Raw genomic sequence first — 26,480 nt, forward strand, 5'->3', positions numbered from 1 at the left:
CGCGCTCGGCATACGTGCGCACATGCTTGCAAAGTTGAATCGCAAAGTTGAATCGGTAGTAAATGTGTTCAGGAATAGCGGGGCGGCGCCCGCCCCGGCGGGGTCAGGAATGCGGGTTCGGGTGTGGAATTCGGGTAGGCGTACCAGCGGGCCGGTAGGACGATTTTCTCCGCGCCAGTGTAAATTTCCAGGCCGCCAACAGCGGCGATGCCGGCGCTGGAAAATGCACAGTGATTGTCAGAAAAGTGCTTGGCGGTCGCGTCGTCGTGGTGATGGCCGGCGGACGGCAAAGCCGGCAGCGGGGATTGCCCGTGGTGGCCGTGGTGATGGTGCGCCGGCGGCGCTATACCGGCGAGTAACAGCGCACTGCGCGCGTCGCCGTGACACAACTGGTACAGGGAGCCCGAGGAAACCGCAGACGGCATAAAGCCGTTGGGTACCAGTCCGCGCACCGCCAGAAAAACGGCCAGCAGCGATACCGCGAGCCATGCAGGTAGCTGCGGACGGTAGCATGTCGCGGTTTTCGGGTTTCGATTCACGGTCAAGCGTTACGGTTTTTACCGTCGGCAGATTTGCTGGATTGGCTCAGAGTCTACCACTGCGTTTGAGTTGCCAGTAGGTTTCCACCAGCGACATGTGCATTGCCGACGGCAGCGCATCCGCAAGAATGGTATTGCGTGCGCGCAATTGCTGAAGCAGCCTGTTCCGGCGCTGCACAAAATCTCTCCCCGCCCCATGCATTAGCGCGTCGTCAAAATCCGCTACCGGTTTTTCCAGCAGTTCATCCAGTGCCCGTTCCCGCAGACAGGCGACCATCACCAGGTGGTGACGGGAAAGCTGCTGTACCGCGGCGGTCAGGTCTTCGCTGTCTTCGTCGCGTACGTTGGTCAACAGGATGACCAGCGCGCGTCGCTGCTGACGCGCCAGCAGCTGTTCCGCGGCGGCGGTGTAATCGCTGTGGGAAGTGCCCGAGTGCAGGTCGTACACGTGATTGAGCAACAGGTTGATCGCGCCTTCTCCCTTCACCGGCGGCAGGCGGCTGTGATCGCCGGCAAAGCACTGCAGGCCCACCGCATCGCCCTGGCGAATCGCCACATAGGCCGATAGCAGCAGTGCGTTCAGGGCGTGATCGAAATGGCTCAGGTCGCCGTCGCGGGTGCGCATCCGCCGGCCGCAATCCAGCAGGAAAATGATTTCCTGGTCCCGTTCATCCTGATACTCCCGGCTGATCAGCTTTTGCATGCGCGCGCTGGCCCGCCAGTCCACCTGTCGCTGGCTGTCACCGCGGCGGTATTCCCGCAGCTGACGGAAGTCCAGACCCTCACCGCGACGCTGTTGCTGGTGGACGCCCATATAGCGCAGGGACTGTTCCGTAGACAGTGCCTGCAGGGATGAGATACCGAGAAAGTTCGGGTACACCTTTACTTCCTGGGCCTCCCCAAACAGCACCCGGCGTTGCCACAGATGCCACGGTGAGCTCACCAGGGCTTCCAGGCGGCCAAAGGCGGCCAGGCCGCGACGTATTGGCGTGGCGCGGTAGGGGGCGCGGATTTCCTGTCCGGGGGTGAGGTGTATCTGCAGTGGCAGGTCGCGCCCGCGCAGCTCCGCGGGGATCTGGTCGGTAAGCAGCAGGGAAAGGGTGCGCGGTCCCCGGTTTTCCAGGTCGAGCTGGATTTCCTGCTCGACTCCCAGCGCCAGGTTACCAGGCAGGCGGCGCTGGCCACTGAGGCCTTGGCAGTGACGCCCGGTGGCGAAGTCGAGGGCGCTGGCCAGGGCCAGTGCGCCCATACCCAGCCACCACGCGCTGGTGAGCAGTCCGGCCGCTGACGGCCACCAGATACGCGCGGCGCTGACCGCCAGCGCACACAGCGCAGCGATCAGCAGTAACCGGATCAGAAGCGGCGATGGCTTCACAGCCGCGGCGCCTCCACGGATTCGATGATCTGTGCCAGCACCGAGTCGGCGGTCTCGCCGTCGATTTCCATATCCGGCGATACCGCCACGCGGTGGCGCATCACCGGAATGGCCATGGACTTGATATCGTCCGGCAGCACGAATTCGCGCCCCTCCAGCAGGGCGTGGGCGCGCGCTGCGAGAATCAGGCCGATGCTGGCGCGGGGGCCGGCACTGCGGCGCAGCTGGGAAGATTCGCGGGTGGCGCGCACCAGACGCACGGCGTAGCTCAGTACCTGCTGATCCACCTGAATCTGGGGAACCAGAGCCTGCAGCTGTTGCAGCTGCTGGGCGTCAAATACTGCCTCGATACCGCGGCGCAGTTTCTCTTCGATTTGTCCGCCGCTGGCCGCAGCCGCCAGCGCCTCTTCGGCCTGCTGGCTGGGGAAGTCGATCAGTACCTTGAGCAGGAATCGGTCGAGCTCCGCTTCCGGCAGCGGGTAGGTGCCTTCCTGTTCCACCGGGTTCTGTGTGGCCAGTACCATGAACGGGCGCGGTGTGGCGAGGGTCTCGCCGTCGATGGTCACCTGGTGTTCCTGCATCACCTCCAGCAGCGACGCCTGGGTTTTGGCCGGCGCGCGGTTGATTTCATCCGCCAGCAGCAGGTTGGTAAACACCGGGCCGCGACGCACCTCGAAGCGGCTTTCCGCCATATGGTAGATGGCGTGGCCGGTGACATCTGCGGGCATCAGGTCGGGGGTGAACTGGATACGGCGGAAGTCACCGCCAAAACCCTTTGCCAGGCTGCGCACCAGCAGGGTCTTGCCGAGCCCGGGTACACCTTCCAGTAACACGTGTCCGCCCGCCAGCAGGGCGATAAGCACCTGGTCCACCACCGCCGGCTGACCGATAACCACCTGGTTGATCTGCGTGCGCAGCTGGTTCACCTGCGCACTCGCCTGCTGGTAGGGCGTGTGCGGCTGGCCCTGGGGGGCGCTTTCGGTTTGTGCGGGATTGACCGGATTCTGGTCCAGGGTGGATTCGCTCATAGGGCGGCCTCGATGATCTGGATACTGCGCACACGCGCGGTGAAGTCGTCTTCGCTGCGGGGCGCCGGGCCCCACAGAGTGTCAAAAATTTCGCGGGCGGCGAGCCCGGTGGTCGCGGCCACCGATTCGGCGAGCTGCTGTTGCCGCTCGGCGGCGAGTGATCCGCGTACACCGAGTTTGTGCAGCAGCGGCGCGCGCGCCTGTTCAAACAGGTTTTCCGCACGCCGCTGGCGCCAGTAAAAGTTGCCACAGGCGCGGATATGCTCCAGTAGCGAGCGGCGCTCGCTGGCCGGTGCCGGTAGTACCGGGCCGAAGCGACGGCTGCGGTTGGCAATCCACGCCGCCAGTGCCAGCAAGCCGGCGACCAACAGTTCCAGGGCGTAGCGTTGAATCAATACACTGAGGGTATCGAAGCGCGGCCGGGTGATCATCACCAGGTTGCGCTCGCCCACCAGGTGGGCAAGAAAATAGGCGTGATCAAACTCGCCGATGCGGTCGTTGTGCCACAGGGCGCCGTCGGTCATCAGGGTGAGTCGACCGCGGCCGCGCTCGTGATACACCAGTGGCGACTGGGTGGGGAAATTCTGGAAGGTTACCCAGCGCAACAGGTAGCCGTCGAGATCGGTATCCGCACTCTGGCCCATCATTTCGTGACTGAGCACCCTGCGCGGATTGAAATACAGCGCGTAGCTGGCACCGCTATCACTGGTGAGGTTGACCAGTTTTTCCGGATCGACGTCCGGGTTGCGGGGTTGCCCGGATATATTCTCTTGCGCGCTGTGGTCCTCGGGTTCGGAGGTGTTTTTATTTTCCTGCTCTGCGAGCTTGCGGTTGTGTTCCCGCATCATTTTGCTGGCCGATGGATTTTCCTTCAGCTCGTCGGCGTCCTCGCCGAATATTTCCCTGATCTGTGCGTTGAAGTAAAAGTCCAGGTCACCGCTGGTGACTTCCAGCCCTAGCGCGTTCAGCAGCAGGTCCTGTTCGTGTTCACCGTCGCCACCGCGATGGGCGATGACGATGGCATGGCCACCGGCTTCCACCCAGTCGAGCAACTCGCGCAGTCTGTCGTCGTTGTAGATCTGGCTGGAGCTGGCCAGGAACAGGGCATCGTCTTTTTTCAGCGTGGATAGCACCGCGATATTGTCCGCGCGCCGGTGGGGGATATCGAGCCGATCGAGGAACCGCTCCGCAGCCAGGAACGGATTGCGCCGCGCCTCGGGACCGGGGCCCAGGTCCACCTCTTCGGTGTGTCGCTCGAAAAAGTACAGGAACAGCGCAGCCGCCGCAGCGAGCAGCAACAGGGTCAGGGCAATGGCAACACGGCTGAATCTCACGGCAGCTTCTCCCCTGTTCCGCGCTCGTGAAACACCTGTTGCCACTGGCGGCACAGGGTTTCCAGTTGCGCGTTTGCCGGCGGCCGGTGGGCGTAGGCCTGACGCTGCCAGGTGGAGGTAAGCAGGCCGAAGAACTGCACCAGAGCCGGTTGCAGGCGGGGATCCTGTGCGGCTTCTTCGCGTACCAGCTGGGCGCACTCCGCCTCGGTATGGTGATCCTCGAAAGCGCAGTCGAAGCGCGAAATCAGATTGGCCAGGCTGGCGCGGTACAGCAGGCCCATGGCATCTCGCTGGGCACCGCTGTGCCACAGGCGCAGCACTTCGGCAGTGACATCGTCGGGCAGGCTTTCACTGCGCACATCGAGGCCGAACAGGGTGTCCGGACGCTGGGCCGCGACGGTTTTGCGCTGCGGGCGGTAGCCGGCGAGGCTGCGCAGGTGATGGCGGAAATACCACAGCAGAAAAATGATCAGCGCCGCGGCCGTTATCCACAACAGCAGTTCGATGATGCCCGCCACCAGCGGCCATATTTCCCCCGGGTTTTCTTCTATCTCGTCGCCATCGTCCCTGCCGAGCTCTTCCAGCCACTCCATCAAGCTGATCAGCCATTGAGGAAATGCCCGCTCGCGGGATTTGAATTCTTTCAGGCGCCAGCGGCTTTGCAGCTCGCGCCGATGGAAATCGTCCTCGGCGAGTACCTCGTCGATCAGCTCTTCAGACTGGGCCGGCGTCGCTACATCCGCCTGTGCCACTGGCGGCGCGGCAAAGGTGGCGCACAGTATCAGGCCGACTGCGCACACCAGCGCACTGACGGTGTTGGTGCGCACGCCGGTGGTGGGACGGCGGGTTGGTTTTTGTTCGGCTTCGAAGCGCGCGCGCATTTTGCGAAAGTGAATTTCCAGATCCCAGGCTTCCAGCTCCACCCTGCGGCCGATGTAGAGCATAAACCCGGCGTACACGTAAAACGGGGCGACCGCCGCCATGACCAGCAGTGAGACACTGTTGGTGATCCAGGATATGAGTACGGTGTTGTTGTTTAGTAGCGGCAGCCAGTCGATCTCCAGCTGTTCCGGTAACAGCGTGTACACCAGCGCCATCACGCCCAGGCTGAGGATCATCTCCACGTGCACGCCGACGATGTGCAGCCAGCTCGCGGTACTGGCGGCCTTGCGATGCAGTAGCGACAGGCGTGTCGCGCGCGCCTTGCCGCTGGCGTTTTCCAGAACCGTGAGCGGCATATCGAACGCGCGGGTAAAGCTCAGGCGACGCCAGCTGATCCAGGCCAGCCAGTCGCGACCATTGGCGCGGCGGAAGTAGGACAGCGCTTCGCGATTGTCCATGTGTTCGCCGAACAGCTGTCGACTGGCCACCAGCAGCGGCAGCCGTTCGAACACCGGCTTGAGCCACCAGATGGCAAAAATCACCCAGCCGGGGCTGTCGGGAAAAATCAGTCCCAGCAGCAGAAACAGTAGTGCCGCCGGAAACAGCCACAGGGCGGTCATTTGCAGCCAGTGGCGGCGAGCGAGCAGAATGCCCAGGTCCACGGACTCCCAGCTGGAGCGCGGGCGGGCGCTAACGGCGAGGCGATCCAGGTTCACAGGCGGCTCCCGGCAGGTGCAGCCACTGGCAGGCGGCGGCCGGCAAATACGCAGTAACTTATGACGAGAAGCCAGAAGAATCCGCCTACGGCGTACTTGATCCCGATACTGACCTCGGTGCTGGATGACCAGAAGGCCTCGAGGAACGCGGCAATCACCAGCATCAGGAAAGTGCCGTACATGATTTTCATGGCTTCCCTGCCCGCCTCGCGCAGGGACTGGCGGCGGTTCAGGTTGCCGGGATTGATCAGGGAGTGCCCCAGGCGCAGGCCCGCGGCACCGGCAAAGACGATGGCGGTGAGTTCAAAGGCGCCGTGGCCGATGACAAACGGATAGAAGGTGCTGACAAAACCCACACGGGTGATATGGCCGAAAACCGCGCCGAGAAAAACGCCGTTCAATACGAGAAAAAAGATCGAGCCCAAACCGAACAGGATGCCGGTGGCAAACGTCCGGAAGGCGATCCCGATATTGTTCTTGATATAAAACCCGAACATCAGCAGATCCGAGTCGGACCCGCGCTCACGGCCCAGCACCCGGTTGGCGGGGTCGTACATGGATTCAATCTGCAGTACCTGCTCGGGCGACATCACCGCGTAGATCAGCGCATCGTTCCAGTAGCAGCCCAGCCCCATCACCAGTGCCGGGGCGAGAAACAGGCCGCAGGCCAACCACACAAAACGTGCCTGCTCGCGCAGCGCGCGGGGAAAGCCGGCAAAGATGAACTCCAGCCAGCGGTGGCTGGATACATGTTTCTGCCGATAGAGGCGCTGATGGCATTGCATCACCAGCTGGTTCAGTCGTGCGATCAGGTTACTTGTGTACTGGCGCTCCTTGGCCACGGCCAGGTGCTGGCACAGCCGGCGATAGTTTTGCGGGAGGTCGTCAGTGCCGTTTGACTCCGGACCCGCGCCGGTATTCTTGCGGTATGCGCTCAGCCAGTTTTCTATCAGTTGCCACTGGCCTTCATATCGGCGCTCAAAATCCCGCTGCTTCACTGCGCCGCCTCCGCATGTTCCGGTGTGTCTGTTGTCGCCGTGGCTTTACTTTGTTTTGGCTTACGTGCGCCAAGCAGCCAACGGCCGATCCCGTGCAGGCGGCGCAGACCGTCATCGCCGGATAAGCCGGTGACTGGCTGTAGCAGATCCGCAAGCTCCCGCTGGCGTGCGCGGCTCAGCACATTGCTGCGTTCGGCCAGACTGACGATGGCCTGCTGGTCTGCGAGTTGCAGGCCGCGCGGTGGCGGTGTGGGGGTGGCATCGGGCAGTTCACCGGTTTTTGCTACCGGCTCCCGGTACACCACCACGGTGCCCGCAGCGTAGTCTCCGAGCCGCTGAAAATTCCGGCTGCAGGACATACTCAGAATGCCGGCGAAATACCCGAAGGGCAGGAAGTCCGCGAAGCGCAGTAGATTGCGCATGATTGACGGTCCCCAGCCGATGGGGGTCAGGTTGTCGTTCACCACCGCGAGTGAAAAAGCCTGCTTGCCCGGAGTCTGGCCACGGCGCAGGACTTCAAACAGCACAGGGTAAAACCATTCCAGCAGAAAGGAGCACAGCAGCCACAGCCCGATTCCGGTATTGCCGGCCACCCTGAGTGCGATGCCAAGCGCCAGTAGAATCATGCTGCGGTAAAACAGATCCACGGAGTAGGCGAGTATGCGCGGTACCGGGCCCGCCACCTGGGCGGTCAGGTCGATCCCCTCAGGTGTTTCGATCTGGTACAGGGTATCCAGATCTGTCTCATCGGGGTTCCGTGGCGGTGTGCTGGCGGAGGTATTGTGCATCTGCGGTTGCTATTGTTGGGGCGGGGAGACTATCAGCGACGCCCGTGGCGGCGCCGCTGCAAGTGCGGAAATCAGATTTCCGGATTGGTCTCGTGGCCGCCGAACATGTTGCGGTAAAGAATGCCGTAGGCAATGCTGAGGGTCGGAATCGCCCAGATCAGGCCGATGAGCAGTGCCAGAAAGCCGGCAACGTACAGCAGCATCATCACGATCATAAAGCCGAATATCGGGAACCAGTGCTTGGTTACCGCCTTGCGGGAAACTTCCAATGCCTGCCAGGGCCCCAGGTTCTTGTCCACGATCAGCGGCAGCATCATGATGTAGCCGATTGCCAGATAGATACCGGGGAGGATCAGCAGGATAAAGCCCAGGGTGACGAGCAGATACATCAGGATCATGCCCGCGGCCAGTGGCAGGATCTTGTCGAAATGGGCAAAGACCTCGGTGCCGGATACCTCTTCATTGCGCGCGATCTTGATACCGATCATGATCATGCCCGCGCTGAGCGGCGCGCTAGCCAGCAGGATGAGCAGGTTGGCAAGGAGTGCGCCCACACCCTGGTTGGCTTCGGGATCAGTAAAGGAGCCCCCGGTAAGCAGTGTCGCCACCAGGGTGATTGCCATATAGGCAACCAGGTACAACAGTACACCCAGCCACACGGTACCTTTTTTCCCCTTGCTGAGGTTCCAGGCTTCGCTGAGGGTATCGCCAATGGCGACCTGATAGTCCCCCTCCAGTGCCTTGGGAATAGAGCCCGCACCGCTGCTGTGTTCACTGGCCAGATCGGCCTGGGGCGCGTTGTAAATATCACTCATGGTCGAAATTCCTTGATCGAACTCTTTTTGTTATTGCTGCCCGCCGATTGCCAATCACCGTTTTTCCAACAACGGTGCTGCAGCGGCAACAGGACCCGCAACGATAACACAGGTCTGCACCCGGTTGGCGCGTGATTCCCGCCGGTGTAAGCGCCTGTAATTGGTGTGCGGAGAGCGCTACTATGGCTGGCGATATACCTGACTGATGAAACATAGGGAAACTTGAAGATGGCCGTCACACAGGAAATGCACGATTCGAAAAATGTATTCGGTGAACCTCTTATTGCCTGTAGCACTCGACCGCTTACGGGGTTTTTCCGCGATGGCTGTTGCAATACCAATGATCAGGATTATGGTTCTCATACGGTCTGTGTCGAAGTGACCGATGCCTTTCTCAAGTTCTCCCGCGAGCGCGGCAATGATTTGAGTACCCCGGTGGAAGAGTTCGGTTTTCCCGGTCTTAATCCGGGTGATCGCTGGTGCCTGTGTGCGGCGCGCTGGCTGGAGGCCCATGAGGCGGATATGGCGCCGCGGGTTTACCTGCAGCGCACCCACGTGCGAGCGCTGGAAACGGTTTCCCTGGAAATTTTGCGGCAGTACGCGGTGGACCTGAACTGAAGAGTTCTCATTGCACCGCTAGATAAAGAAAGGCAAAGAAAAGGAAGGGTGATCACAAATAAAAATGCTCTGTGGCAAGCGTCCCGGCTTGCCCAGAGCGGACCTTACGGCCTAAACCAACTCACAGGATGAAAATTTGTTGGTGAGCTCGGTATCCATACCTGCCGGTTGGGCTCTACAGAAACGAGGCCGGCATGCTCAGGAGTTAGCTTGCGCTCACTTCCGCTTTTCAACAATAGCCATTTCGAGCTCAAATGCGTGAATGGTGTCACGCCATTCCACTCTTCCTTGCCGCTTGGCAATGACCGTTGATAAACACCGGTCATTCTCTTCGGCTGGGTCATCTGACGGACGATCAGATCAACCCCTCACTGATACATTTTGAAATCAGCTGACCGGTAGTCTTGCACTCGGCCTTCTTGAGAATATTTTTCCGGTGATTCTTAACAGTATTGGGGGATATTTTCAGGATGTCTGCAATTGCGATGCTGGTTTTTCCCTTGGCCAGTAAGCGCAGGATATCGTTTTCCCGGTCAGTAAACGGAGAGAGCGCTGCCATGGGATTATTGTTTTCATCGAATACATCGATATTCAGGTAACTCTCGCCACCGAATATATTCAACAGGGACAGCTTGTAATTGTTGATCGTGGTCAGGTGAGTGATATCCGTATGGATGCCGAGAGACTTGGCTACACCGTGGGCTTCGTCCGTGGCCAGGATCAGTGCCTGATGATTGAACAGCCGGTAGCTGCCATCCCTGGTTTTCAGGCGCGCACAGTACGATATCTTGTAATTCTTGACGTGTTCCATACCGATATCCCGGCTGAGAATGGTAATAGCCGCTTCTTCTGCACGGGAAACAAACGCCACATCATCCGGGTGTACCCGTTCGATGATGTTCTGAATGCTGGTATTGGTAGGGGTGAGTCCGAGAATCTTTACGATTGAATCGCTGACAAACATGGGCTGGTCAACGTTCAGAAAATCGAGCACATAGTAATAGGATGCACCGGTGCTGAAAGTGGCGGCAATGAACTGATCCAGTTGCCGCTGTGGTAAAACGATATCCCGTCGCGCGAAAAAATCCGGCACATTGCGCCATGCACGCTGAATAAGATTGTATTCCAATTGCGACTCGTCTACCCCCATGGGTACTGCCCTTTTCTTTTTGTTCTGTCTTTATTTTGATGCGAATTCCGTTTGCACCGAGTTTGCAAGTTAGCAAAAAAACAGCTGGGTATATTTGGTAAAAACACCCTGTGCCGAACAGGCGTGTGTGTCCGATCTATTAGATCAGCCCTTCTGTAATGCAGGTAGCCAGTAGTTGGCTCATATTCTGGCAGCCGGCGCGTTTAAGAATACGTTTTCGGTGATTCTTGATGGTGTATTCAGAGAGTGCCAGCTCCTTGCCAATTTCGGCACTGGTCAGCCCCTGGGCAACCAGGCGTATGACTGACATTTCCCGTTCGCTGAATACCGGGCGGCTGGGCTTTGCATTTTCCAGGCTGCCGTCGACCTCCAGATCCAGGTAGGAGGGTTCACCGTTCATGCCGATCAGAGACATGCGGTAATTATTTTCCGCGGCCAGGTGTGAAATATCTGTGTGTACGTTCAGCGCCTTGCCGATGGCACCCTGGGCGTCAGTGCTGAGAACAATCGCCTGGTGGTTGAATAGCCGATAACTGCCGTCTTTGACGCGAAAGCGGAAACAGTAGGAAACCTTATAGTCGGTGATTTTTTCGCTGCTGATTTTCTCCTGGAAAATCCGGATGGCAGTTGCCTCGGCACGGGCGACAAAATCCATATCGTCCGGATGTATCTGGTCGAGAATATCCTGAAAGGTGATGGTTTCCAGGTCCAGGTCATGAATCTGCTCGATCTGGGGGCTAACGTAAACAAGATCGAGGTCGTAAAGGTCGAACACATAGTGGTAAAAAGGCCCGTTACTGAACACTGAGCTGATCAGCTCATCGATCTTCAGTTGAGCCAGTTCCGTTTTGCGCTTTGCGAACAACTCACTGCGGCTCTCCCAGACATCGGTCAGAAGCTCGGTTTGCGGGCGCTGCCCAAGATCTTCATCGGCCACGGGTGAAGTCCTTTCCTGTTTTTATGTTTGGCTTCAGCGGCGTGCTGGCGACGTCTGATTCATGTCATACGGCTGCCGATCGCCTTTATGTGACGATCGTCACAAAATAGTTGGGACTTTTGTATCAGATTTGGCGCGTGTTTATCAAGATTAATTGGTGACAGTAGGTAGACTGCACAGCCGAATGGCTGTTATGTCAGGAAAGAATGGTTTGCGGGTGCGCAGGAAGGTGGGGCGGGGCGCTCGGTATCTATGGCGAGGATGGCCCGGCCAATATTTCGGGGCTGGCCGGGCATCGAAATCGGGGGGGATCTTGAGGAGCTGCCTCTAAACCATGGGGCTGCCGCCCGTCAGGACGGCAGGAAGTCGATGGAATAATTCAAAGTGGATTTCTCCACATTGGCTGCGCCGAAATTGATCAGGCGGATACGCGCCAGTAGCTTGCGCTCCAGATCCGGGCTGTTCAGCTCGCTACTGACCAGGCTCACCGCAGAAATGGTGCCGTTGGCCTCGATGACCAGCTTCACCGTTACCTTGCCGGCGAGCGTCGGGTCACGGCGCAGGGCTCGGTTGTAAATCGCAAAGATGGCCCCTTTATTGGCTTCCATGACCTGACGGATGGATTCCTCACCGCGGGTACCGCGCTCGCGACGCGCCTGCTTGGTGCTGGCCTTGGCAGCTTCTGTCGCTTGCGCCACTTCCACCTGGGTAGTTTCGCGACCTGACAATGCAGAGCCACCCGTATTGCGGCTCAGCTGTCCGGTATTGATGCCGCCGCTGGATGCCTTGGATTGATCACTGATCAGCGAGCGGTCGATCTTCTGTGCCTTGCTGGCGCCACTGGCGAGGCTGTTGGCACTGGCGACTTCGGAGACGTCGAGGCTATCGCGCATATCCATCAGGTCATCCTGCAGCTGCATCAGTCCGCTACTCGCTGCTTTTTCGCGAGCCTTGGCCACCTCTGCGGCCGGCGCCTTCTCGCTAAGCGGTTTCGGTTTTACCGTCTTGATCGGTTCCGGCTTGGGTTTCGGTTTTTCGACCGGCTTCGGTTTTTCCTTTATTGCCTCTTTGGGTTTTGGCTGCTTCTTTTCCACCGGCTTGGGCTTGGGTTTTTCCACCGGCTTGGGAAGCTCTTTCTTTTCCAGAATTACCCGCGCCAGTTGTGGGGGTAGCTTTTCCGCCTGTTCCCGGGTCAGTTCCGGCGCCGGAATAAAAGTGAGCAGTGCACCGATTACCACAAATGCGGCCAATCCGCTTTTCAGGTATTTTTTAAAGCGCTGGTCTTCTTCCTCGGTCGAGGCCCAGGGTAAAACCGAGTTGTAGTAGTGCCACGGCATCAGCGCGGAGCGGCCAGCGGCAGAAGAGTGAGAAGCGAAAGTCGTCATACAGTTGCGCCCCTCCCCTATTGACCGGCGGCCGGTGTGGCCGGGTCCTGTGGCGCCGTCTGGGTGACAGCGAGATCGATATCCCGGTAGTCCGCAGCGGCGCAGGTGTTCATGATCTGTTTAAGCAGCGCGTAGGGTACTTCCTCGTCGCCGAGAATGGTCACCGGGCGCCCCACCGCCTGCTTGTCTTCCGGCAGGGGTTCGGCGCGGCTGGCCAGGTATTTGAGTTCATCCAGCAGGGGTTTGATCTGCTCCTGATCCGCCGCGATGTCGGTTACTTTTGCGATCATTCGGTTGCCCACCAGCAGTTGATCGCCATTTACCCGCACTACGGTGGTGGTCTCCGGTTTTTCGGTGGAGGTTGATTCCGGGAGTGTGATGGTTTTGTCCGCCTGCAGCACTTCCACATCCGACGAGTTCACCAGCAGGAAGAACACCAGGATGGTAAAAATATCCATCAGGGAAACCAGGTTCAGTTTTGTCTGTTTATGCCGGCGCTGCTTGCGCCCTTTCAGCTTGCCGCCGATCGTCGCTTTCATATCACTTGCCTGCCAGCTGGTCTTGGGCCTGTTCACCCGGTGCGGGTGCATCGCCGAGAGAAATCTGAGGAAACAGTTCTGCGTCCACCACCGAAGCCGCTACCACCGCGCGGAACGAGCGCGCGGTATCCATGGCGCTCACCAGGGTGCGATAGGGCGTGCCGGGCTCAGAGAGAATGACCAGGTCTTTCTTGTCGATATCTTTTTCCCGCAGGCTGCGCTTCACTTCCTGCAATACATCGGACACCAGCTTGAAATCCGGTTTGCCGTCCCGGTTGGAAATACGCTTTACACGGATTCCCGCCGGATAGTTGATGTCGATGTAATCGGCGCGCAGCACCAGCTCCAGTTGCCGGTTTTCTTTCTGTTCTTCCACACTGGCGTCGCTCAATCCGGGAAGATTGAGGTTGAGCACAGAAATATGGGAGAACACCATATTCAGCAGCAATACGGGTACCAGCACGGTCATCAGGCTCATAAACGAGGTGATGTCCAGATCCGGATCGGTTTCCAGCCTGCGTCGGATAGCCATGGCTCTCTCTTGTTATCTGACTTTTTATCGGATTACGCGTTCGTGTGAGGATGTCCGTTTACGCGGGAGTCGCCGCCTTTGCCGCGGGGCGCGCTGCTGCGTCTGCCTTCTGGCCACGGGTCAGGGTAATCAGGTTGAGGAACTTCACCCCGGCCATTTCCAGACTGTCGATAATCTCGTTGGTTTTGTTCTGCAGCATGGAGTAGGCCAGCAGCAGAGGGATCGCAGAGATAAGGCCAAAAGCCGTGGTGTTCATGGCCACGGAAATACTGGAGGAGAGCATGGAGGCTTTCTCGGAGGGGTCGGCATTGGCCACCGCGGTAAATGCTGCAATCAGGCCGATGATGGTGCCGAGCAGGCCGAGCAGTGTTGCGATATTGGCGAGGGTAGCCAGGTAGTTGGTGCGCTTTTCCAGGCGCGGTACCGCTTCGAGAATACTTTCTTCGATGGCCATCGCGATATTCTCATCCTTGCGCGCATGCTGCGCGGTGGAAATGCCGGCGGCTACGAGCTGGCCCATGGGTGCCTTTTCGTTCTGGGAGAATTTGAGCGCGGCGGCGAAGTTGCGCTGTTGCATCATGGGCAAGATCTGACCGTAGGCGCGGCGGTTGGCGAGCTTGGCGCGGGACAGGAATACCCAGCGCTCCACTACCAGCACAATACCGATGACCAGTACCAGGGCGATGGGGTACATGAATGGGCCGCCGGTCTGAAAGAAACGCAGCAGTGTGTTGAAAAATTCCATGGTCAAATCTCCGGGACGTAAAGATTTTTTGTTGTTAAAAAAGAATAAAACCGGCTGCCAGGCACCCGGCCTTGAAATCGTAATTTGGTTATTTCGCTGGATGGCAGTCGTTGCTGTCGAGCGCTTTGCTTTCTACTCTTCGGATTCTTCTGGCTGCAGCAATTCCATTTCTCGTTTCAGCTCGGAATACTCCTGATGTCGGAATGTATGACTGATTGCATCGGGAATAGTACTTTCAATTTTTTCCAGGCTGTTGGCCTGCTTCCAGGGAATGATGTACAACACTTTCGGTTGTTCCTGGCTACCGATAATGGTGGATTCCAGGGTGATGATTTCACCCTCACCATCCTGCGCAGTAGCTGCAGCGGCGCATAGTAACAGCAGAATTGGCAATCTTTTCACGGGTTACAGCCTCCGTTCCAGGTCCATGATCCAGCCTGCCAGTACTCTGTCTTCCTCTTGTTCCAGTGCCTTGGCTTCGCGGTAGTGATGCAAGGCCTGTTCCGGTTGGTGCAGGTACAGATCGTAAAGAATTCCCAGATTGCGGTGGGCCAGTGCAAAATCCGGCCAGCGCGCGAGCGCGTTGCTGTACGCTTCGCGCGCTTCCTCGAAGCGGCCGCGGTCGCGCAACAGTGCTCCCAGGGAGTTCCACGCAAACACATTGTTTTCGTTGGCGGCCACGGCCTGCTGCAGGCTGCGCTCTGCGGATTCTGGCTGTTCCAGTTTCAACTGAACCTTGGCCAGGTTCAGCCACGCACCGGAAAGTTGCGGCCACTGTGCAACCACCTGCTGCATGGTGGACTCGGCGGCGACGTACTGTTGCTGGCCAAACTGGGCGCGCGCCTGGGAAATTGCCTGTTGCGCTGCGGCGGGGACATCTGCGGGCTCCGCCAGGTAGGGGTTGGGTCGCAACACGCGCTCGCCGTTTTCATCCACCAGCGCTGCGGTGGGCTCGGTGGTTTCCAATTCCGGCGTCGGCGGGTTGCCCGCACAGGCGGCCAGCAACAGCGCGCAGCTGACAGCGGCGGCAATGTGGGCAAAACGTGAGAGTCGTTTCATGTCAGTAGGCCGCATCGCTCCACTCCACAGTCGATTCCGGTTTGCGATAGCGCGCCGGCAGCAGGTTTTCCAGGGACGAGAAGCTGTTCTTCACCCACTCGTCGTAGACACCGTCGGCAGTGCGCTGGACGTTGGCCTCGTGCAGTTCGATGGCCTTCTCCTCGAACGGGTAGGCCTGCTCTTCCAGCAGGATTTCGTACTGTTCGAGCTCAAGGGCCCCCAATCCGTTGGGGCGCTGGGAATCCATCAGGTCGCGGCTCAGCTGGCGATAGACCTCGGCGAGGCGGAAGTTGGCCGCGGTGGTGAATTCGGCAATGCCGAATTCCAGCACCTTGCGGTAGTCCGCCACGGTGGCTTCCATGGCCTGTTTCTTGTTTTTCAGGCTCTGCTTGAGCGGCAGGGTAAGGGCCAGCCGGGCAAAGCGCGCATAACTCTGCTCCGCCAGTTCATTGCGCGCGTAAGCGGCGAGATAGCGGCCGCGCGGTTCTGAAACCTTGTTGCCGGCCAGGCTCTGAATCCACAGGTTGCGTTCGCGCTGGTTGCCGGATTGTCCGTACAGCGTCACCAGCTGGTACTGGGCCTCTAGATTCTGCAGTGCGGGCTCGCGCCACTGCCGGGTGTACTGACGGTAGGCATCGATTGCCTGCGAGGTCTTGCCGGACTGCTGGTACAGCTCCGCGGCCATATACAGGGAGTCGCGACGTACCGCAGGGCTGGGGTCCTTGGCTGCCATGGTCATCAGCTCGCCGGCAGCGGCGTCGGGCATATCCAGTCCCTGATAAATCGCCACCGCTTTCGCCGCCAGCGAAGGTGTCAGCTTGTGCTCCGGGTAGTGCTGGCGGAAGTCGGCCAGTTCGCTGCGCGCCTGGGGCCAGCGTTGCAGGCGTACCAGCTGGGTAATGGCATCGTACTGGGCGGTGGCGGCAATGGACGAGCGGCCGCTGTCGCGCACCCGTAACAACAAGGCAATGGCTTCTTCCGTGGGCGCCACGAATTCCATGCTGTCGGTGGTCAGGTGCACCTGCTTGAGAATGATCTCGGCCTGCTTGTAAATAGAGGACTGCAAGCGGTCGCGGGTGTTCAGGTATTCCGGATCCGTAGAGGCCATACCGCCGAGCAATTGGGTATAGGCAGTCTCCGCGGCGGCGAAGTTGTCGATCTCGAAATAGCTGTGCCCCAGCAGCATCAGGATACTGCGGCGCTGCTTGGCGTCGGGGGGCGGTTGCCAGCCCGCGGCTTTTTCCGCCGCGGCAATGGTTTCGGCGTGACGAAACTGCTCAAACAGGTTGTGTGCGGCATCAAGCTGCACCGCAAGTGCGCGCTGATCCTGCGGCCAGGTATCGGCAAAGCGCAGGCTGGTTTCGGTTTTCCTGTCCAGCCACAGGTTGGCCTGTTCCGGGTGCTTTTCCCGCTTGTGCATTGCCCCGGCCATCAGGATGGCCGCGTAACCTGCTTCGGTGGCTTCCGCGGGCACCTTGCCGGTTTCCTCGGCAAAGTCCCAGGCCACCCGTCGGTAAGCGCCAAAGGCTTGCGCATACTGGCCCGCTTCGTTCAGGCTTTCCGCCATCAGGAAGGTAAGCTGCGGGGTTTTTTCGTCGTCCGGGAATGTCTGGGTGAACTCTCCGTACAGTGCTGCAGCGCTCAGGAAGGCCGCGCGGGAATCCCGCGATGCCTTGGCTGCTGCCTTGGAATTGCCCCTGCTCTTGGAGCTTTCGAGGGCGAGTGCCTGGGCGCGGGCGTGATCGAATCGGGCCAGTTCCTCCAGCCAGGGTTTCAACTGGGATTTCAGCTGTTCGCGCTGGCCATCGTCCGCCGCAGCCCAGTACTGGCTGCGGATACCGTAGCGGGTAACAAACGCGCGCTTGGCCGGGATGACCTCGCTGGGAAAATTCCCCTGCTGCAGAATTTCTACCGCGCGCACATGCATGTGCGGCGCCTCGTGGCTCTGCGGGTAGCGCTCCACGAATGCGAGAAAGGTCTGTGCACCGTCGCGATAGCGCTCGCTTTCCGCGTACCAGTCACCGAGACCGCGATACAGCTGGTGGTGGTAGGAGCGGGGTCCGGACTCGGGGGTAAAGGACTCGATCACCTCGGCACCGCCCAGGTAATTGAAGCCGAGTGCGAGTACACGCAAGGTGTCATCTGCCAGCCGGCGATCGCCTTTTTCCAGCTGATCCAGCGGGCGTGACAGCGGCTGGTTTTCTGCCAGCAGATCATCCATCAGAACCAGGAAGGTCTCGCTGGAATCCCGGTAGCGGGCATCCTTGAACTGGCTCCAGCCGAGCATATAGCGTGCGTTGCGTGCAAACGGGGTATCGCCCTGGGCAAGCACCGCTGCGAAGTCCTGTTCTGCAGCGCGATAATTCTTGCGTCCGAACGCGGCTTCGCCGCGGCGGAATAGCGCCTCGGCAATAAACGGCGACTCTGGTGCGGTGGCGACAATGTTTTCTAGCGCCGCCAGCGAACCCTGGGTATTGCCATCCAGGGAGCGTGCGCGGGCCAGTCGATAGGCGAGGTAGTCGTCGTCTGCGGAGGTCTGCAGTAGTGCTTCGTAATGCCGCACCGCCTCGCCATAGGCCACTGCCATTTCAGGGTTATCTTCCTGCAGCTGTTCCAGTCGTTCCATATTGAGGTCTGCCAGGCGCAGCTGGATCTGGCGACGGGTCTTTGGATCGGTATTGGAAGCGAGCGCGTTTTCATAGCTCTCGATCAGTTCCGGCAACTCCACCTTGGGTACGACCACATAGGGCTCGGGTGCGAGGTTGGTTGTCGGCAGGTCCGCCAGGGTGGTGCCGGCCTCAAACTGGCTCGCACAGCCGCCCAGCAGTGCGCTGGCACAAACGGCCAGCGCGAGTATTTTTTTATGGGGAAAATTGCGGACGTAATTGCGCGACGAAAGGGACTTCACGACTCTTCCTCCGTCTGCACAGGGCTTTGCGTGGCCTGCTCAGGGGGTTCACTCACAGGCTCAAGGCGGTCAGTTTCCTGCGTCGGGGATGCGTTTGCCTCACCTGGATTTTCGGGCTCTGCCGCAGGGCTCTCCATTGCCGCCGAAAAGGACTCGATTACCGATTGCTCCTCTGCCTGGGGGAGCTGCGGGGGCAGGTCATACATTCCCTGTACCGCCGCATCCTGGATGCGCGCAATGGACAGGCGCGCGTGCGCCATATATTTCTCAACCCGCATCTTGGCTTCGTCCAGCGCGGTGCGCATGTCCTTGCGGATACTTGCTTCTATCGCTGCACTGGCACGCTCGATGGCGTTGCTTTGCTGCGCTATGCGCTGGCCGGCACTGTCTATACCGTTGGCCAGCAGGTTCAGTTGCGGCGCCTCCGCGGCGATGCGGGCGACGCTGCGCTGGCGGCGTGCAGCGTCGATCAGCTGTTCTTCCAGCGTTGCGATGGACTTGCGTTTCTGCCACAGGTTTTCGTGATATTGCTCGGCCGCCTGCCACTGCAGAATGCCGCGTGCGCGGGCCAGGGTCTGGCGCTGGTAGTTACTGGTTTTTCCGGCATTACTGAGGTTTTGATAGCGGGCTTCCGCAGCGCGCAGCATATCCAGAAACTCTGCGTTCTCGCCCCCTGCCGCTGCCAGCATCGCGAGGCCATCCTGCTGTTGCTCGATCCGCGCGAGGCTCGCTTTCAGGGTCACCAGCTCCTGCTCGGCAATCTGCACCTGTTGATCGTACTGCGCGCTGTCGTGTTGCTGGACAATGGCGATACGGCGCTGTTCGCGCTCGTCGATCAAATTATCGAACTCCGGCAGTCGCTGCTGCCACTGCTCCAGCACCTGCTTGAGGTGACGCAGGTCGCGCAACTCGGACAACTGCAACTGCAGGCGGTCGCTCTGCATCATCTGCTGCAGGTATTTGCGGTTGATGCGCATGAACGCTGGGGTTCTCGCGTCTTCCAGCCAGCCGTAACGGCGCAGATCGATATTCTCTTCCACATCGATTTCGGCAAACTGCAGGCGATCGGATGCCTGGTACAGGTTGTCCAGGTCGCCAAGGGCCTGCAGATACTTTTGCTCCGCCGTCTCATAGGCCTTCAGGGCCAGTTTCGGGCGACGCAGCATTTCGTAACTGAATGGCAGTGCCAGCAGCGCTTCCTGTACTTCGGGCGACAGCGGATTCTGTTGGATCAGGTAACTCAGTGCATCTACCGCACGCTGGTATTCCTCCCCGTTGACCGAAGCCCAGCCCAGGCCGAGCAGCGCCTGGGGAGACCAGGGCGTGTCCAGGCGCACGCTCTGGAATTCCTGTGCCGCGCCGGCGTAGTCATTGTTCAGGGCCAGAGCATAGCCGGCGCCAATGCGCGCCTTGTCGCGCAGGATGCGCAGCTCGTCATCCGCATCAGGATACTGCTCTACCAGTTCGGCAGCGCAACGGTATTCATCGGCTGCCGCGGAAAGCTGTTGCTGGCGCGCCAGAGCGGCGGCGAGATTGCTGTGGCCCAGCACCTGTTGCGCAACCGGCAGCGTGGCCATGTCCAGCAGGGTTCGCGCCTGTTCCAGGTCGCCGCTGCGGATGGCGAGATTGAGCGGCAGGTCGGACTGGTGCATTGCACCGGACTTTTCCAGCTGCAGCGCCGCGGTATCCCAGTTTTGCTGGCGGTAATTGAGTTCCGCCAGTTTCAGCCAGGCAATCTCGCGAAAGCGCGCGATCCGCTGGCGATTACTGTCATCCGCAGTTTTCTGCAACTGCTGTTCAAACAGTGCCGCGGCCTGGCGCTCCAGTCCGAAGGCCAGGCTGATACCGCCGCGAATTAAATCGGCGTTGTCTTTGTGATGGACAAGATCATCGCGCAGATCGGAGACCATCAGGGTACTCAGGGCATCAAAGGTGTTGCCCTGGAAGTAGTGGTAGAGCGCGGCTCCGTAGCGCATATCCTGCGCCTGCTGGAATTTCTGTGTGCTGGCGGCGGGCTCTGCGATTTCCTCGGCGCGGCCGTTGTCTTCGCTCGTGTCCTCGGCACTGGCGCACAGCGGTGCGCTGGCGACGATGGCGGCCAGGGTCAGTGCCAGCGGAGATTTTCTGATAACAGCGGAGAACGACATGGCGGCCTCAGGGGGCGGGCCACTGAACGACGGTAAATTCCGGCTGTTGCTTGCCGCCGGAATCGGAAATCCGCAATTCGATCACGGCGGGTTCATCGGTCTTGGCCAGTTCCAGCGTGGCGGCGCGTTTGTAAGGCCGTTGTTCTGGGCCGATACCGGTAAAGAAGGCGGTGATGGTGTGTTCGCCGGATTTGAGGTTGCCCTTGAACAGGGGCTGTATGCCTCCGCGGAACAGAGCCTTTTTCTGGTGATCGGTATACAGGTGGGTTTCCACCAGTTTGTTGTCGATATGCAGTTTGACCGAGTCCAGATCAAAGAAGTGACCCACGTCCATGGACAGGTATACCGCCACCTGGCTCTGTGCCGGGAATATCAGGTCTTCTTCCAGCACCAGCAGGTCCCGGTTCAGTTTCAGCACCTCGCGCTTGAGACTCTCCAGGTCGCCCTCGGGGAAGTCCTCGCTCTGGGCCGCAGTGCCACCTGCAAAAATCAGGGAAATTAGGGCCAGAATCGGGCCGAGATGACGCGGGGAAAACATGTTGAAACCTTAAACTCCTTGGTCGCTGGGTGGACGATTATGTCACGATGCCTCGTTCCGGTTGTGACAAAGTTGGCAATTACTGTTGCAGCCCACTGGTAAAGAACATCCGGTGATTGGCGTCGATAACAATTGCCTCAAATTGGGGCAGGCCTTCGACCAATGCCATGCCTTTTTGCTTGCCGAGCACGAATACGCTGGTGGAAAGCGGGTCCGTATCAAATCCTTGCGGGCCGATCACGCTGACACTGATCAGCTTGTTGCTATCGCTGGCGTTGCCACTGGAATCCGTTTCTGCGGGTTTGCCCGTAGCCGGATTGAAAATGTGGTGCACCCGGTGATCATCGCTGTCGATAAAAAAGCGCTCGTAGTCCCCCGATGTGGAAATGGCGGTGTTTTCCAGGGGAATCACCGCAGCATTCTTTGACCGGTCGCGGGGGTGCCGAATACCGATCAGCCAGGGCTTGCCGCGCTTGTCACCCAGAAGTCGTGCATCGCCGCCGGCGCTGACACTGGCATTTTGCACACCGTACTGTTGCAGAATTGCCACGGCGCGATCCACCGCATAACCCTTGGCGATTCCACCGAGATCGATTTTGGTACGTTTGTCTAAAAATGCGAGCTTGTGGTTGTCATGGTCGAGACTGATATGCCGGTAGTTGACCGAGGGTAACAGCTCTTGCGTGGTTTCCTGATCCGCTTTTTCACCTTTGCGAAAATCGTACAGGCTGCCCAGGGTGGCATAGGTAATATCAAAAGCGCCCTGGGTCTTTTTGCTGTACCACAGGGACTTATCCAAAATCGATGCCAGTTCCTGCGAGATATCCACAGGCCCTTGTCCGGCCTGTCGGTTTACCCGGGACAGCTCGCTGTTTTCCTTGTACGGCGAGAGCGCGGCATCGATGCGACGAAATTCTTCCATTACCGCATTGGTGATGGTCTCGGCGGTTGTCCCGTTTTCATGCCAGAACTGCAGGTGCACCTCGGTGCCCATAATCGCCTGCTTGTCATAGTGCCAGCCATCTTGCTGCGCTTCAGCGTGGGAGAGGCCGGTGCACAACAGGCTGGCAAGCAGGGCAAAAATACGGGCGAGGGACATCGTTAATTCTTTTCAGGTAATCGCGTTATTGGATCGGCGCAAATGCCGTCAGGCTGTCCATCAGGCTGGCATTACCCAGGCCGTGGTTGGGGAACAGGCTGGCAAAGCTGCCCTGTTCACCGTGCAGGGCCATGTAGTTCAGTACCACCGTCTGCACCAGCTGGTTGACGTTGTTGGCGGCCGGGCTGCCAGCGGTCTCCACATCCCCCGAGGGGCGCATATAGCCCAGCTGCTGATGGCGCGCCTGTTCGTCGGCAGTGCCGCCCAGCAGGGTGGGGCGGCCGGCGGGATTGTAAACCAGGAAGTAGGAAGCGGCAGTCTGCTGATTGTCCCCGGTCCAGACACCCTTGCCGCGACCCTCAACGGAATCGTCGATCATGCCGTTGCTGAAAACCGAGCCGTCGCTGAACACATACACCATCAGCGGCTGGCCGACGCGCGCGGCGTACTCCAGGCAGGCGCCGATACAGCGACCCGCGCGCAGGTCGCGCAGCTCGCCGGTTGCGCGGTCGCCGGTGTGATAGTCGTAGCCGCCCATGGTGATGGTGCCGGCACCGGCATAACCGTTGACCACCAGCTTCATGGTGGAAGCGGCTTTCTGGAATTCGCGATCGCCGAAGAATTCATCGGAACTGAAAATCCCCGCGGGCCCGACGATATCCGGGTCAAGGGCCGGGTCCAGTGCGCTGGGGTTACCGAAGCGATCGGCGAGGTCGGCACTTTTCATATAGCCGCATTTCACCAGATCCTTGATCACTGCATCGTTGCTCACCCGGGTGTTGACCTTGCCCAGCTTGGCATTGGAAATCCGGTACATGGATTCCATCACCGCAACCGTATCTTCCTGGCTCAACAGGCCCACCAGGTCTCCCACATCGACCAGTCCGGTTACATCAGAAGGGCGGTCGATCTTGGTGGGACGCACTTCCGCGTTGATCAGATCCGCCGGCGCCATGGAGTTGCCACCGGATTCGCTGGTCTGGGAGCCGATAAGAGCGAGCAGTGATCCATTGGCGCCCGCGCGGTTGATGCCGTACATGGGGTTGTGGGGGTTGTTGCCGGTGTCGTTTTCCGAGCGTGCCGGAATCACCGCGCCGTTGATGGCGTTGGCAGTGCCCGCAGCCACTTTTTCCAGGATGCCGCGCAGCATCTGGCTGTCGCTGTGGAAAGCGAGCCCCAGATCCCGGTTGACGAAGGAATTGCCCGCAGCATCTGTCAGCGACGGCAGCATGTCCCCGGGCAGGCCCTGTTTGTTGTAGCCGGACGTGCTGAGGAAATCCAGCTGCCCGCCCTGCTTGCCCACCAGCACATTGGAGCCCGCAATATTTGCGCCCCCCGCCAGATCAAAACAGATAAACGGAATCTTGCCTGCGCCGTTGGCACTCACCCCGCAGGTAGCGCGCATCGCCTCCAGATCTGAAGACAGGGCCGCCTGCGCCGAGCGCGGATTGGCAAACAGGCTGAAGACTGAGCCGCCCAGCACCGTCGCCATACCCGCGCGAAAACCCTGGCCGAGAAAATCCCGTCGGCTCACCGGACGATGGTGGTCCGGGTGGCGCAGTGGTTGGTCCAATCCAAAATGTTTTTTCTTGCTCATGGCTGTTCCGGGATCCCGATAATTCGGATTAGTCCGTTTATAAAAATGTGTTGCGGTGCGGCTGCCTGGGATAGCTCACAACTTTTCTGCGTATCGCAAGCAGCATTTCCCCGCAGACTCCGCACCAGGGACAAGCGTTACCCACCCCTTACGGAGCACAAAATCTACGAAGTGCTCAGTGAATCAAAATCATCGCACTACCCATCGCCGCCGCGCAGGTGGCTTTCACGGTGGTGGGTGTGCGATCCGCGTCGCAGCCGCTGCCGCACGCCGTCATGGTGTCGATCAGACTCTCCAGCTCCGCACGCACCGCACTCTCATCGGGTGCCGTGGCCAGCTGTGCAGTGTGGCCGCCCACCGCAGCGGGCCAGGCAATCGGCCGGCCGAGCAGGTTTTCCAGCAGCGGATCGATCACCTGCGCGCGCTCAGCGGCAGTATCGAATGCTTCGCCGGCACCGGCCGAGAAGTTAAAGCCCGGGAAATAGCTGGCGCGGGCACTGGTATCGTCCACCAGCGTGCTGCAGTACTTCACCGCCAGCTGGGTAATACCCATCTGCTGAGCCGCGAGGAATCCGCGAATATCTGCTTCCACCGGCAGCTGCTGTTTTACCTTCTGCCAGGTTTCCACCACAGCCGGGTGCGTGCTGGAAACCCCGGTCGCTGCGGACAGCGCCGCATGAATCTGCTCGAAGCGGCGGATACCGATGCGCGGTTGCGGCGTCAGGTCAGCCGGTGCCGCGGGCGCTGCCGGCGTAGCCTCGACACGCACGAATTCCTCGTTGCCGAGACGCTCGAAGGTCAGGAAAAACTCATCCGCGGTGGGGCCTTTTTCCAGGGTAATGATGGTGCCCAGCGGAGACAGCTGCTGGCCGGTTTCCGCATCGTACTCCGCCGCGGTCACCGTAGTATCCAGATTCGCCCAGGATTGACCGACAACCGCCTCGCGACCGTTGATACCGATACGCATGCCCCGAATGATCACGCCGTCGGGAGAGACACCATCTTCCAGGGAGATGAACTTGGGTTCGCTGAACAGGTATCCGTGATTGTCGTACTGCTGAACCTCAAACATTACGTAGCCCTGGGGGACACCGGTCTGCTCCTCCACCTTGAACAGCAGCAGATATTTTTCACCCACGCCCGCTTCGTAGTTGGTCAGGATGTCGTCCTGGGTCAGTGCCCGCGAATGGATGGCCAGCAGGCGGATGGAGCCCTGCCATACATTGTCCCCGGACACCTCGCTGCCCAGTGCCAGGGCAAAAGTGTCATCCCAGGTGGACAGCAGCCCCGCCGCAACCGGATCTGCATCACCAGTGAACTCGCCGTTTACATACAGGCGGCGGCCGTTGATCGGGTCGAAGGTGGCCACCACATGCTGCAGAGTTGCCTGGGCGCGCTCGGCCATATCGTCGGTAATCAGCGCGGGCATGCCATCGGCATCGGTACTGGCGTCGTTGCGATTCTGGAAGGTGTAGTTGTACATCGCCTGGCCGAGGGTGAAGTTGCGGATATCGTTGCCACCGGAATAGGTGACGATCCGCGCCGGACCTTCCTGTACCACATTGGCCGGGGCAACCCATGCCTCGATGGAATACTCTCCGGTGCCGGTGAGGGTATCGAACAGGCGTTTGCTGCTGGTAGTGGACGCCTGAGCCTTGCCGCCATTCAGCTGGATACCCCAGGAGCCGAGCCACTCCACATCGCCAGACAAGCTGAGGTCGATGGCCGGATTGACCCCGGAAGTGTCGTAGGCGGTGGTGCCGCTACCGGACTTGAACTCGTACAGGGCGATGGCATTGTTCTCGATACGGCCGCCGCCGCTGGAGACGATACCGTCGGTCAGGTAAAGCGCCTTACTGGTGACCCAGTTTGGATCCACTTCCGTTACCGCGATACCGTCGACAAAGTTCCTGATGGCTGCGGCCATGGTGTCCGCGTTTTCGGCGCAGTCGCTCCAGCAGTTGTGGAAGTCATTGCCGAGGCGAACCACAAAGCGGGAATTTTCCGGGTTATCCAGATCCATCCGCGCCTTGGATGCCTCGTAGGCCTGGTCAATATCGCTGCTGGCGAAATAGGGCTGTTGCGCGGTTTCCGCATCTTCGCTGTGGCAGCTTGCGCAGTACTCCTGCAGCAGCGGATAGACGGTGGTGGCGAAATTGCCGCTGAATGCGGGGAAGCTCTTGCTGGCGCCTACTTCGCGCTCGGTGGGTGGCGTCAGGGTAATGGTGCTTGCTACGGAGCCCGCCGCTGCGGCCCATTCCTCGATGTAGTTGGTGATGATCTCACCGCAGGTATCTGCATTTGCCAGCCAGCAGTTGTGGCCGCTGACCACCTTGGTGACGAGTCGCGAATCTTCCGGGCTGCCGAGATTTACCAGGTCGCGACCTTCGCCGTGGGCGAGGTTGATATCGTCGCTGCGCACAAAGCGCGGGCTCTGGTTGCCTTCGACGTGACAGCTACCGCAGCGATTTTCCGCGGCGAGATTGTCCCAGATATAGCGTTTGTAATTCTGGACGTCTTCATTTTCCGGAGCGGGGCCGGAGTAACTGGTATCGCCGGAATCCGGATTGGTGTTGGGCAGGGTCTCGGTGGACTGGCCGCTGCCGCCGGAACAGGCGACGAGCAGTGCGGAGCCGAGCACGGTGGATAACAGTACGGTTTTCTTCAGCTGCGGCCGTGTAATCAAAGCATGCAGGTTTGCAGCGGTCAGAAGCAGCGACTTGAGTGTGCCAGCGGATTCATAGTTCATTG

Annotated in this window: 23 protein-coding genes; 1 reads left to right on the forward strand and 22 read right to left on the reverse strand. The window is 59.6% G+C overall.

The features are described from left to right. Window positions 1-68: 68 nt before the first annotated feature. From HUW35_RS07565 to HUW35_RS07600, 8 genes are all read right to left on the reverse strand, one after another. Window positions 69-545, reverse strand: a complete 477-nt coding sequence (locus HUW35_RS07565) for a hypothetical protein (RefSeq protein ID WP_181254977.1) — start codon at window positions 543-545, stop codon at window positions 69-71. A 40-nt stretch (window positions 546-585) separates the two neighbouring features. After that, on the reverse strand, window positions 586-1,914 hold the full coding sequence (locus HUW35_RS07570) for a DUF58 domain-containing protein (RefSeq protein WP_181254978.1): 1,329 nt from the start codon (window positions 1,912-1,914) through the stop codon (window positions 586-588). After that, complete coding sequence (locus tag HUW35_RS07575) at window positions 1,911-2,942, reverse strand: MoxR family ATPase (protein WP_181254979.1); 1,032 nt, start codon at window positions 2,940-2,942, stop codon at window positions 1,911-1,913. The genes HUW35_RS07570 and HUW35_RS07575 overlap by 4 nt, the downstream gene beginning before the upstream one ends. After that, window positions 2,939-4,276: a DUF4350 domain-containing protein gene (locus tag HUW35_RS07580; RefSeq protein WP_181254980.1), complete on the reverse strand. Its 1,338-nt coding sequence runs from the start codon at window positions 4,274-4,276 to the stop codon at window positions 2,939-2,941. The genes HUW35_RS07575 and HUW35_RS07580 overlap by 4 nt, the downstream gene beginning before the upstream one ends. Next, a complete protein-coding gene (locus HUW35_RS07585) occupies window positions 4,273-5,874 on the reverse strand; it encodes a hypothetical protein (protein WP_181254981.1) in 1,602 nt (533 codons plus the stop codon). The genes HUW35_RS07580 and HUW35_RS07585 overlap by 4 nt, the downstream gene beginning before the upstream one ends. Further along, window positions 5,871-6,872 carry a stage II sporulation protein M gene (locus HUW35_RS07590; RefSeq protein WP_181254982.1) on the reverse strand — a complete coding sequence of 334 codons (1,002 nt, stop codon included), beginning with the start codon at window positions 6,870-6,872 and terminating at the stop codon, window positions 5,871-5,873. Before HUW35_RS07590 ends, HUW35_RS07585 begins: the two co-directional genes overlap by 4 nt. Beyond that, complete coding sequence (locus tag HUW35_RS07595) at window positions 6,869-7,660, reverse strand: RDD family protein (RefSeq protein WP_181254983.1); 792 nt, start codon at window positions 7,658-7,660, stop codon at window positions 6,869-6,871. Before HUW35_RS07595 ends, HUW35_RS07590 begins: the two co-directional genes overlap by 4 nt. 71 nt (window positions 7,661-7,731) lie before the next feature. Next, complete coding sequence (locus HUW35_RS07600; protein WP_181254984.1) at window positions 7,732-8,475, reverse strand: hypothetical protein; 744 nt, start codon at window positions 8,473-8,475, stop codon at window positions 7,732-7,734. A 228-nt stretch (window positions 8,476-8,703) separates the two neighbouring features. Between HUW35_RS07600 and HUW35_RS07605 the strand changes: the two genes are divergently transcribed. Further along, entirely contained in the window at window positions 8,704-9,093 is a 390-nt protein-coding gene (locus tag HUW35_RS07605; RefSeq protein ID WP_181254985.1) for a DUF2237 family protein, read from the forward strand. 355 nt (window positions 9,094-9,448) lie between these two features. Here HUW35_RS07605 and HUW35_RS07610 read toward each other — a convergent pair whose 3' ends face one another. The 14 genes from HUW35_RS07610 to HUW35_RS07675 all read right to left on the reverse strand — a co-directional run bounded on the left by HUW35_RS07610 (window position 9,449) and on the right by HUW35_RS07675 (window position 26,478). Continuing rightward, a complete protein-coding gene (locus HUW35_RS07610) occupies window positions 9,449-10,222 on the reverse strand; it encodes a LuxR C-terminal-related transcriptional regulator (protein WP_181254986.1) in 774 nt (257 codons plus the stop codon). 160 nt (window positions 10,223-10,382) lie between these two features. Continuing rightward, a complete protein-coding gene (locus HUW35_RS07615) occupies window positions 10,383-11,180 on the reverse strand; it encodes a LuxR C-terminal-related transcriptional regulator (RefSeq protein ID WP_181254987.1) in 798 nt (265 codons plus the stop codon). A gap of 350 nt (window positions 11,181-11,530) precedes the next feature. Further along, a complete protein-coding gene (locus HUW35_RS07620) occupies window positions 11,531-12,565 on the reverse strand; it encodes an AgmX/PglI C-terminal domain-containing protein (protein ID WP_181254988.1) in 1,035 nt (344 codons plus the stop codon). A 17-nt stretch (window positions 12,566-12,582) separates the two neighbouring features. Then, window positions 12,583-13,104, reverse strand: coding sequence for a biopolymer transporter ExbD (locus tag HUW35_RS07625; protein WP_181254989.1), 522 nt, complete (start codon window positions 13,102-13,104; stop codon window positions 12,583-12,585). 1 nt (window position 13,105) lies between these two features. Then, complete coding sequence (locus HUW35_RS07630; RefSeq protein ID WP_181254990.1) at window positions 13,106-13,636, reverse strand: biopolymer transporter ExbD; 531 nt, start codon at window positions 13,634-13,636, stop codon at window positions 13,106-13,108. Window positions 13,637-13,694: 58 nt separating this feature from the next. Then, window positions 13,695-14,381, reverse strand: coding sequence for a MotA/TolQ/ExbB proton channel family protein (locus tag HUW35_RS07635; RefSeq protein ID WP_181254991.1), 687 nt, complete (start codon window positions 14,379-14,381; stop codon window positions 13,695-13,697). Window positions 14,382-14,513: 132 nt separating this feature from the next. After that, window positions 14,514-14,783, reverse strand: a complete 270-nt coding sequence (locus tag HUW35_RS07640; RefSeq protein WP_181254992.1) for a hypothetical protein — start codon at window positions 14,781-14,783, stop codon at window positions 14,514-14,516. Between the two features lie 3 nt (window positions 14,784-14,786). Then, entirely contained in the window at window positions 14,787-15,440 is a 654-nt protein-coding gene (locus tag HUW35_RS07645; protein ID WP_181254993.1) for a tetratricopeptide repeat protein, read from the reverse strand. 1 nt (window position 15,441) lies between these two features. Continuing rightward, window positions 15,442-18,348: a tetratricopeptide repeat protein gene (locus HUW35_RS07650; RefSeq protein WP_181254994.1), complete on the reverse strand. Its 2,907-nt coding sequence runs from the start codon at window positions 18,346-18,348 to the stop codon at window positions 15,442-15,444. Then, the gene (locus HUW35_RS07655) at window positions 18,345-20,495 is read right to left on the reverse strand and encodes a hypothetical protein (RefSeq protein WP_181254995.1); all 2,151 of its coding nucleotides are present in this window, start codon (window positions 20,493-20,495) and stop codon (window positions 18,345-18,347) included. The genes HUW35_RS07650 and HUW35_RS07655 overlap by 4 nt, the downstream gene beginning before the upstream one ends. Before the next feature lie 7 nt (window positions 20,496-20,502). Beyond that, entirely contained in the window at window positions 20,503-21,033 is a 531-nt protein-coding gene (locus tag HUW35_RS07660) for an AraC family transcriptional regulator (protein WP_181254996.1), read from the reverse strand. Between the two features lie 79 nt (window positions 21,034-21,112). Beyond that, window positions 21,113-22,132: an FAD:protein FMN transferase gene (locus HUW35_RS07665; RefSeq protein ID WP_181254997.1), complete on the reverse strand. Its 1,020-nt coding sequence runs from the start codon at window positions 22,130-22,132 to the stop codon at window positions 21,113-21,115. Window positions 22,133-22,157: 25 nt separating this feature from the next. Then, entirely contained in the window at window positions 22,158-23,729 is a 1,572-nt protein-coding gene (locus HUW35_RS07670) for a general secretion pathway protein GspF (RefSeq protein WP_181254998.1), read from the reverse strand. A 175-nt stretch (window positions 23,730-23,904) separates the two neighbouring features. Continuing rightward, window positions 23,905-26,478: a LamG domain-containing protein gene (locus tag HUW35_RS07675; RefSeq protein ID WP_181254999.1), complete on the reverse strand. Its 2,574-nt coding sequence runs from the start codon at window positions 26,476-26,478 to the stop codon at window positions 23,905-23,907. Window positions 26,479-26,480: the final 2 nt, after the last annotated feature.

Source organism: Microbulbifer sp. YPW1 (genome assembly GCF_013367775.1).
GTDB lineage: Bacteria > Pseudomonadota > Gammaproteobacteria > Pseudomonadales > Cellvibrionaceae > Microbulbifer.

Bases quoted from the DNA above. Each gene is read 5' to 3' on its own strand.
- HUW35_RS07575 (WP_181254979.1), bottom strand. From the start codon at position 2,942: ATGAGCGAATCCACCCTGGACCAGAATCCGGTCAATCCCGCACAAACC.
- HUW35_RS07595 (WP_181254983.1), bottom strand. From the start codon at position 7,660: ATGCACAATACCTCCGCCAGCACACCGCCACGGAACCCCGATGAGACA.
- HUW35_RS07600 (WP_181254984.1), bottom strand. From the start codon at position 8,475: ATGAGTGATATTTACAACGCGCCCCAGGCCGATCTGGCCAGTGAACAC.
- HUW35_RS07605 (WP_181254985.1), top strand. From the start codon at position 8,704: ATGGCCGTCACACAGGAAATGCACGATTCGAAAAATGTATTCGGTGAA.
- HUW35_RS07620 (WP_181254988.1), bottom strand. From the start codon at position 12,565: ATGACGACTTTCGCTTCTCACTCTTCTGCCGCTGGCCGCTCCGCGCTG.
- HUW35_RS07625 (WP_181254989.1), bottom strand. From the start codon at position 13,104: ATGAAAGCGACGATCGGCGGCAAGCTGAAAGGGCGCAAGCAGCGCCGG.
- HUW35_RS07630 (WP_181254990.1), bottom strand. From the start codon at position 13,636: ATGGCTATCCGACGCAGGCTGGAAACCGATCCGGATCTGGACATCACC.
- HUW35_RS07635 (WP_181254991.1), bottom strand. From the start codon at position 14,381: ATGGAATTTTTCAACACACTGCTGCGTTTCTTTCAGACCGGCGGCCCA.
- HUW35_RS07645 (WP_181254993.1), bottom strand. From the start codon at position 15,440: ATGAAACGACTCTCACGTTTTGCCCACATTGCCGCCGCTGTCAGCTGC.
- HUW35_RS07655 (WP_181254995.1), bottom strand. From the start codon at position 20,495: ATGTCGTTCTCCGCTGTTATCAGAAAATCTCCGCTGGCACTGACCCTG.
- HUW35_RS07660 (WP_181254996.1), bottom strand. From the start codon at position 21,033: ATGTTTTCCCCGCGTCATCTCGGCCCGATTCTGGCCCTAATTTCCCTG.
- HUW35_RS07665 (WP_181254997.1), bottom strand. From the start codon at position 22,132: ATGTCCCTCGCCCGTATTTTTGCCCTGCTTGCCAGCCTGTTGTGCACC.
- HUW35_RS07670 (WP_181254998.1), bottom strand. From the start codon at position 23,729: ATGAGCAAGAAAAAACATTTTGGATTGGACCAACCACTGCGCCACCCG.
- HUW35_RS07675 (WP_181254999.1), bottom strand. From the start codon at position 26,478: ATGAACTATGAATCCGCTGGCACACTCAAGTCGCTGCTTCTGACCGCT.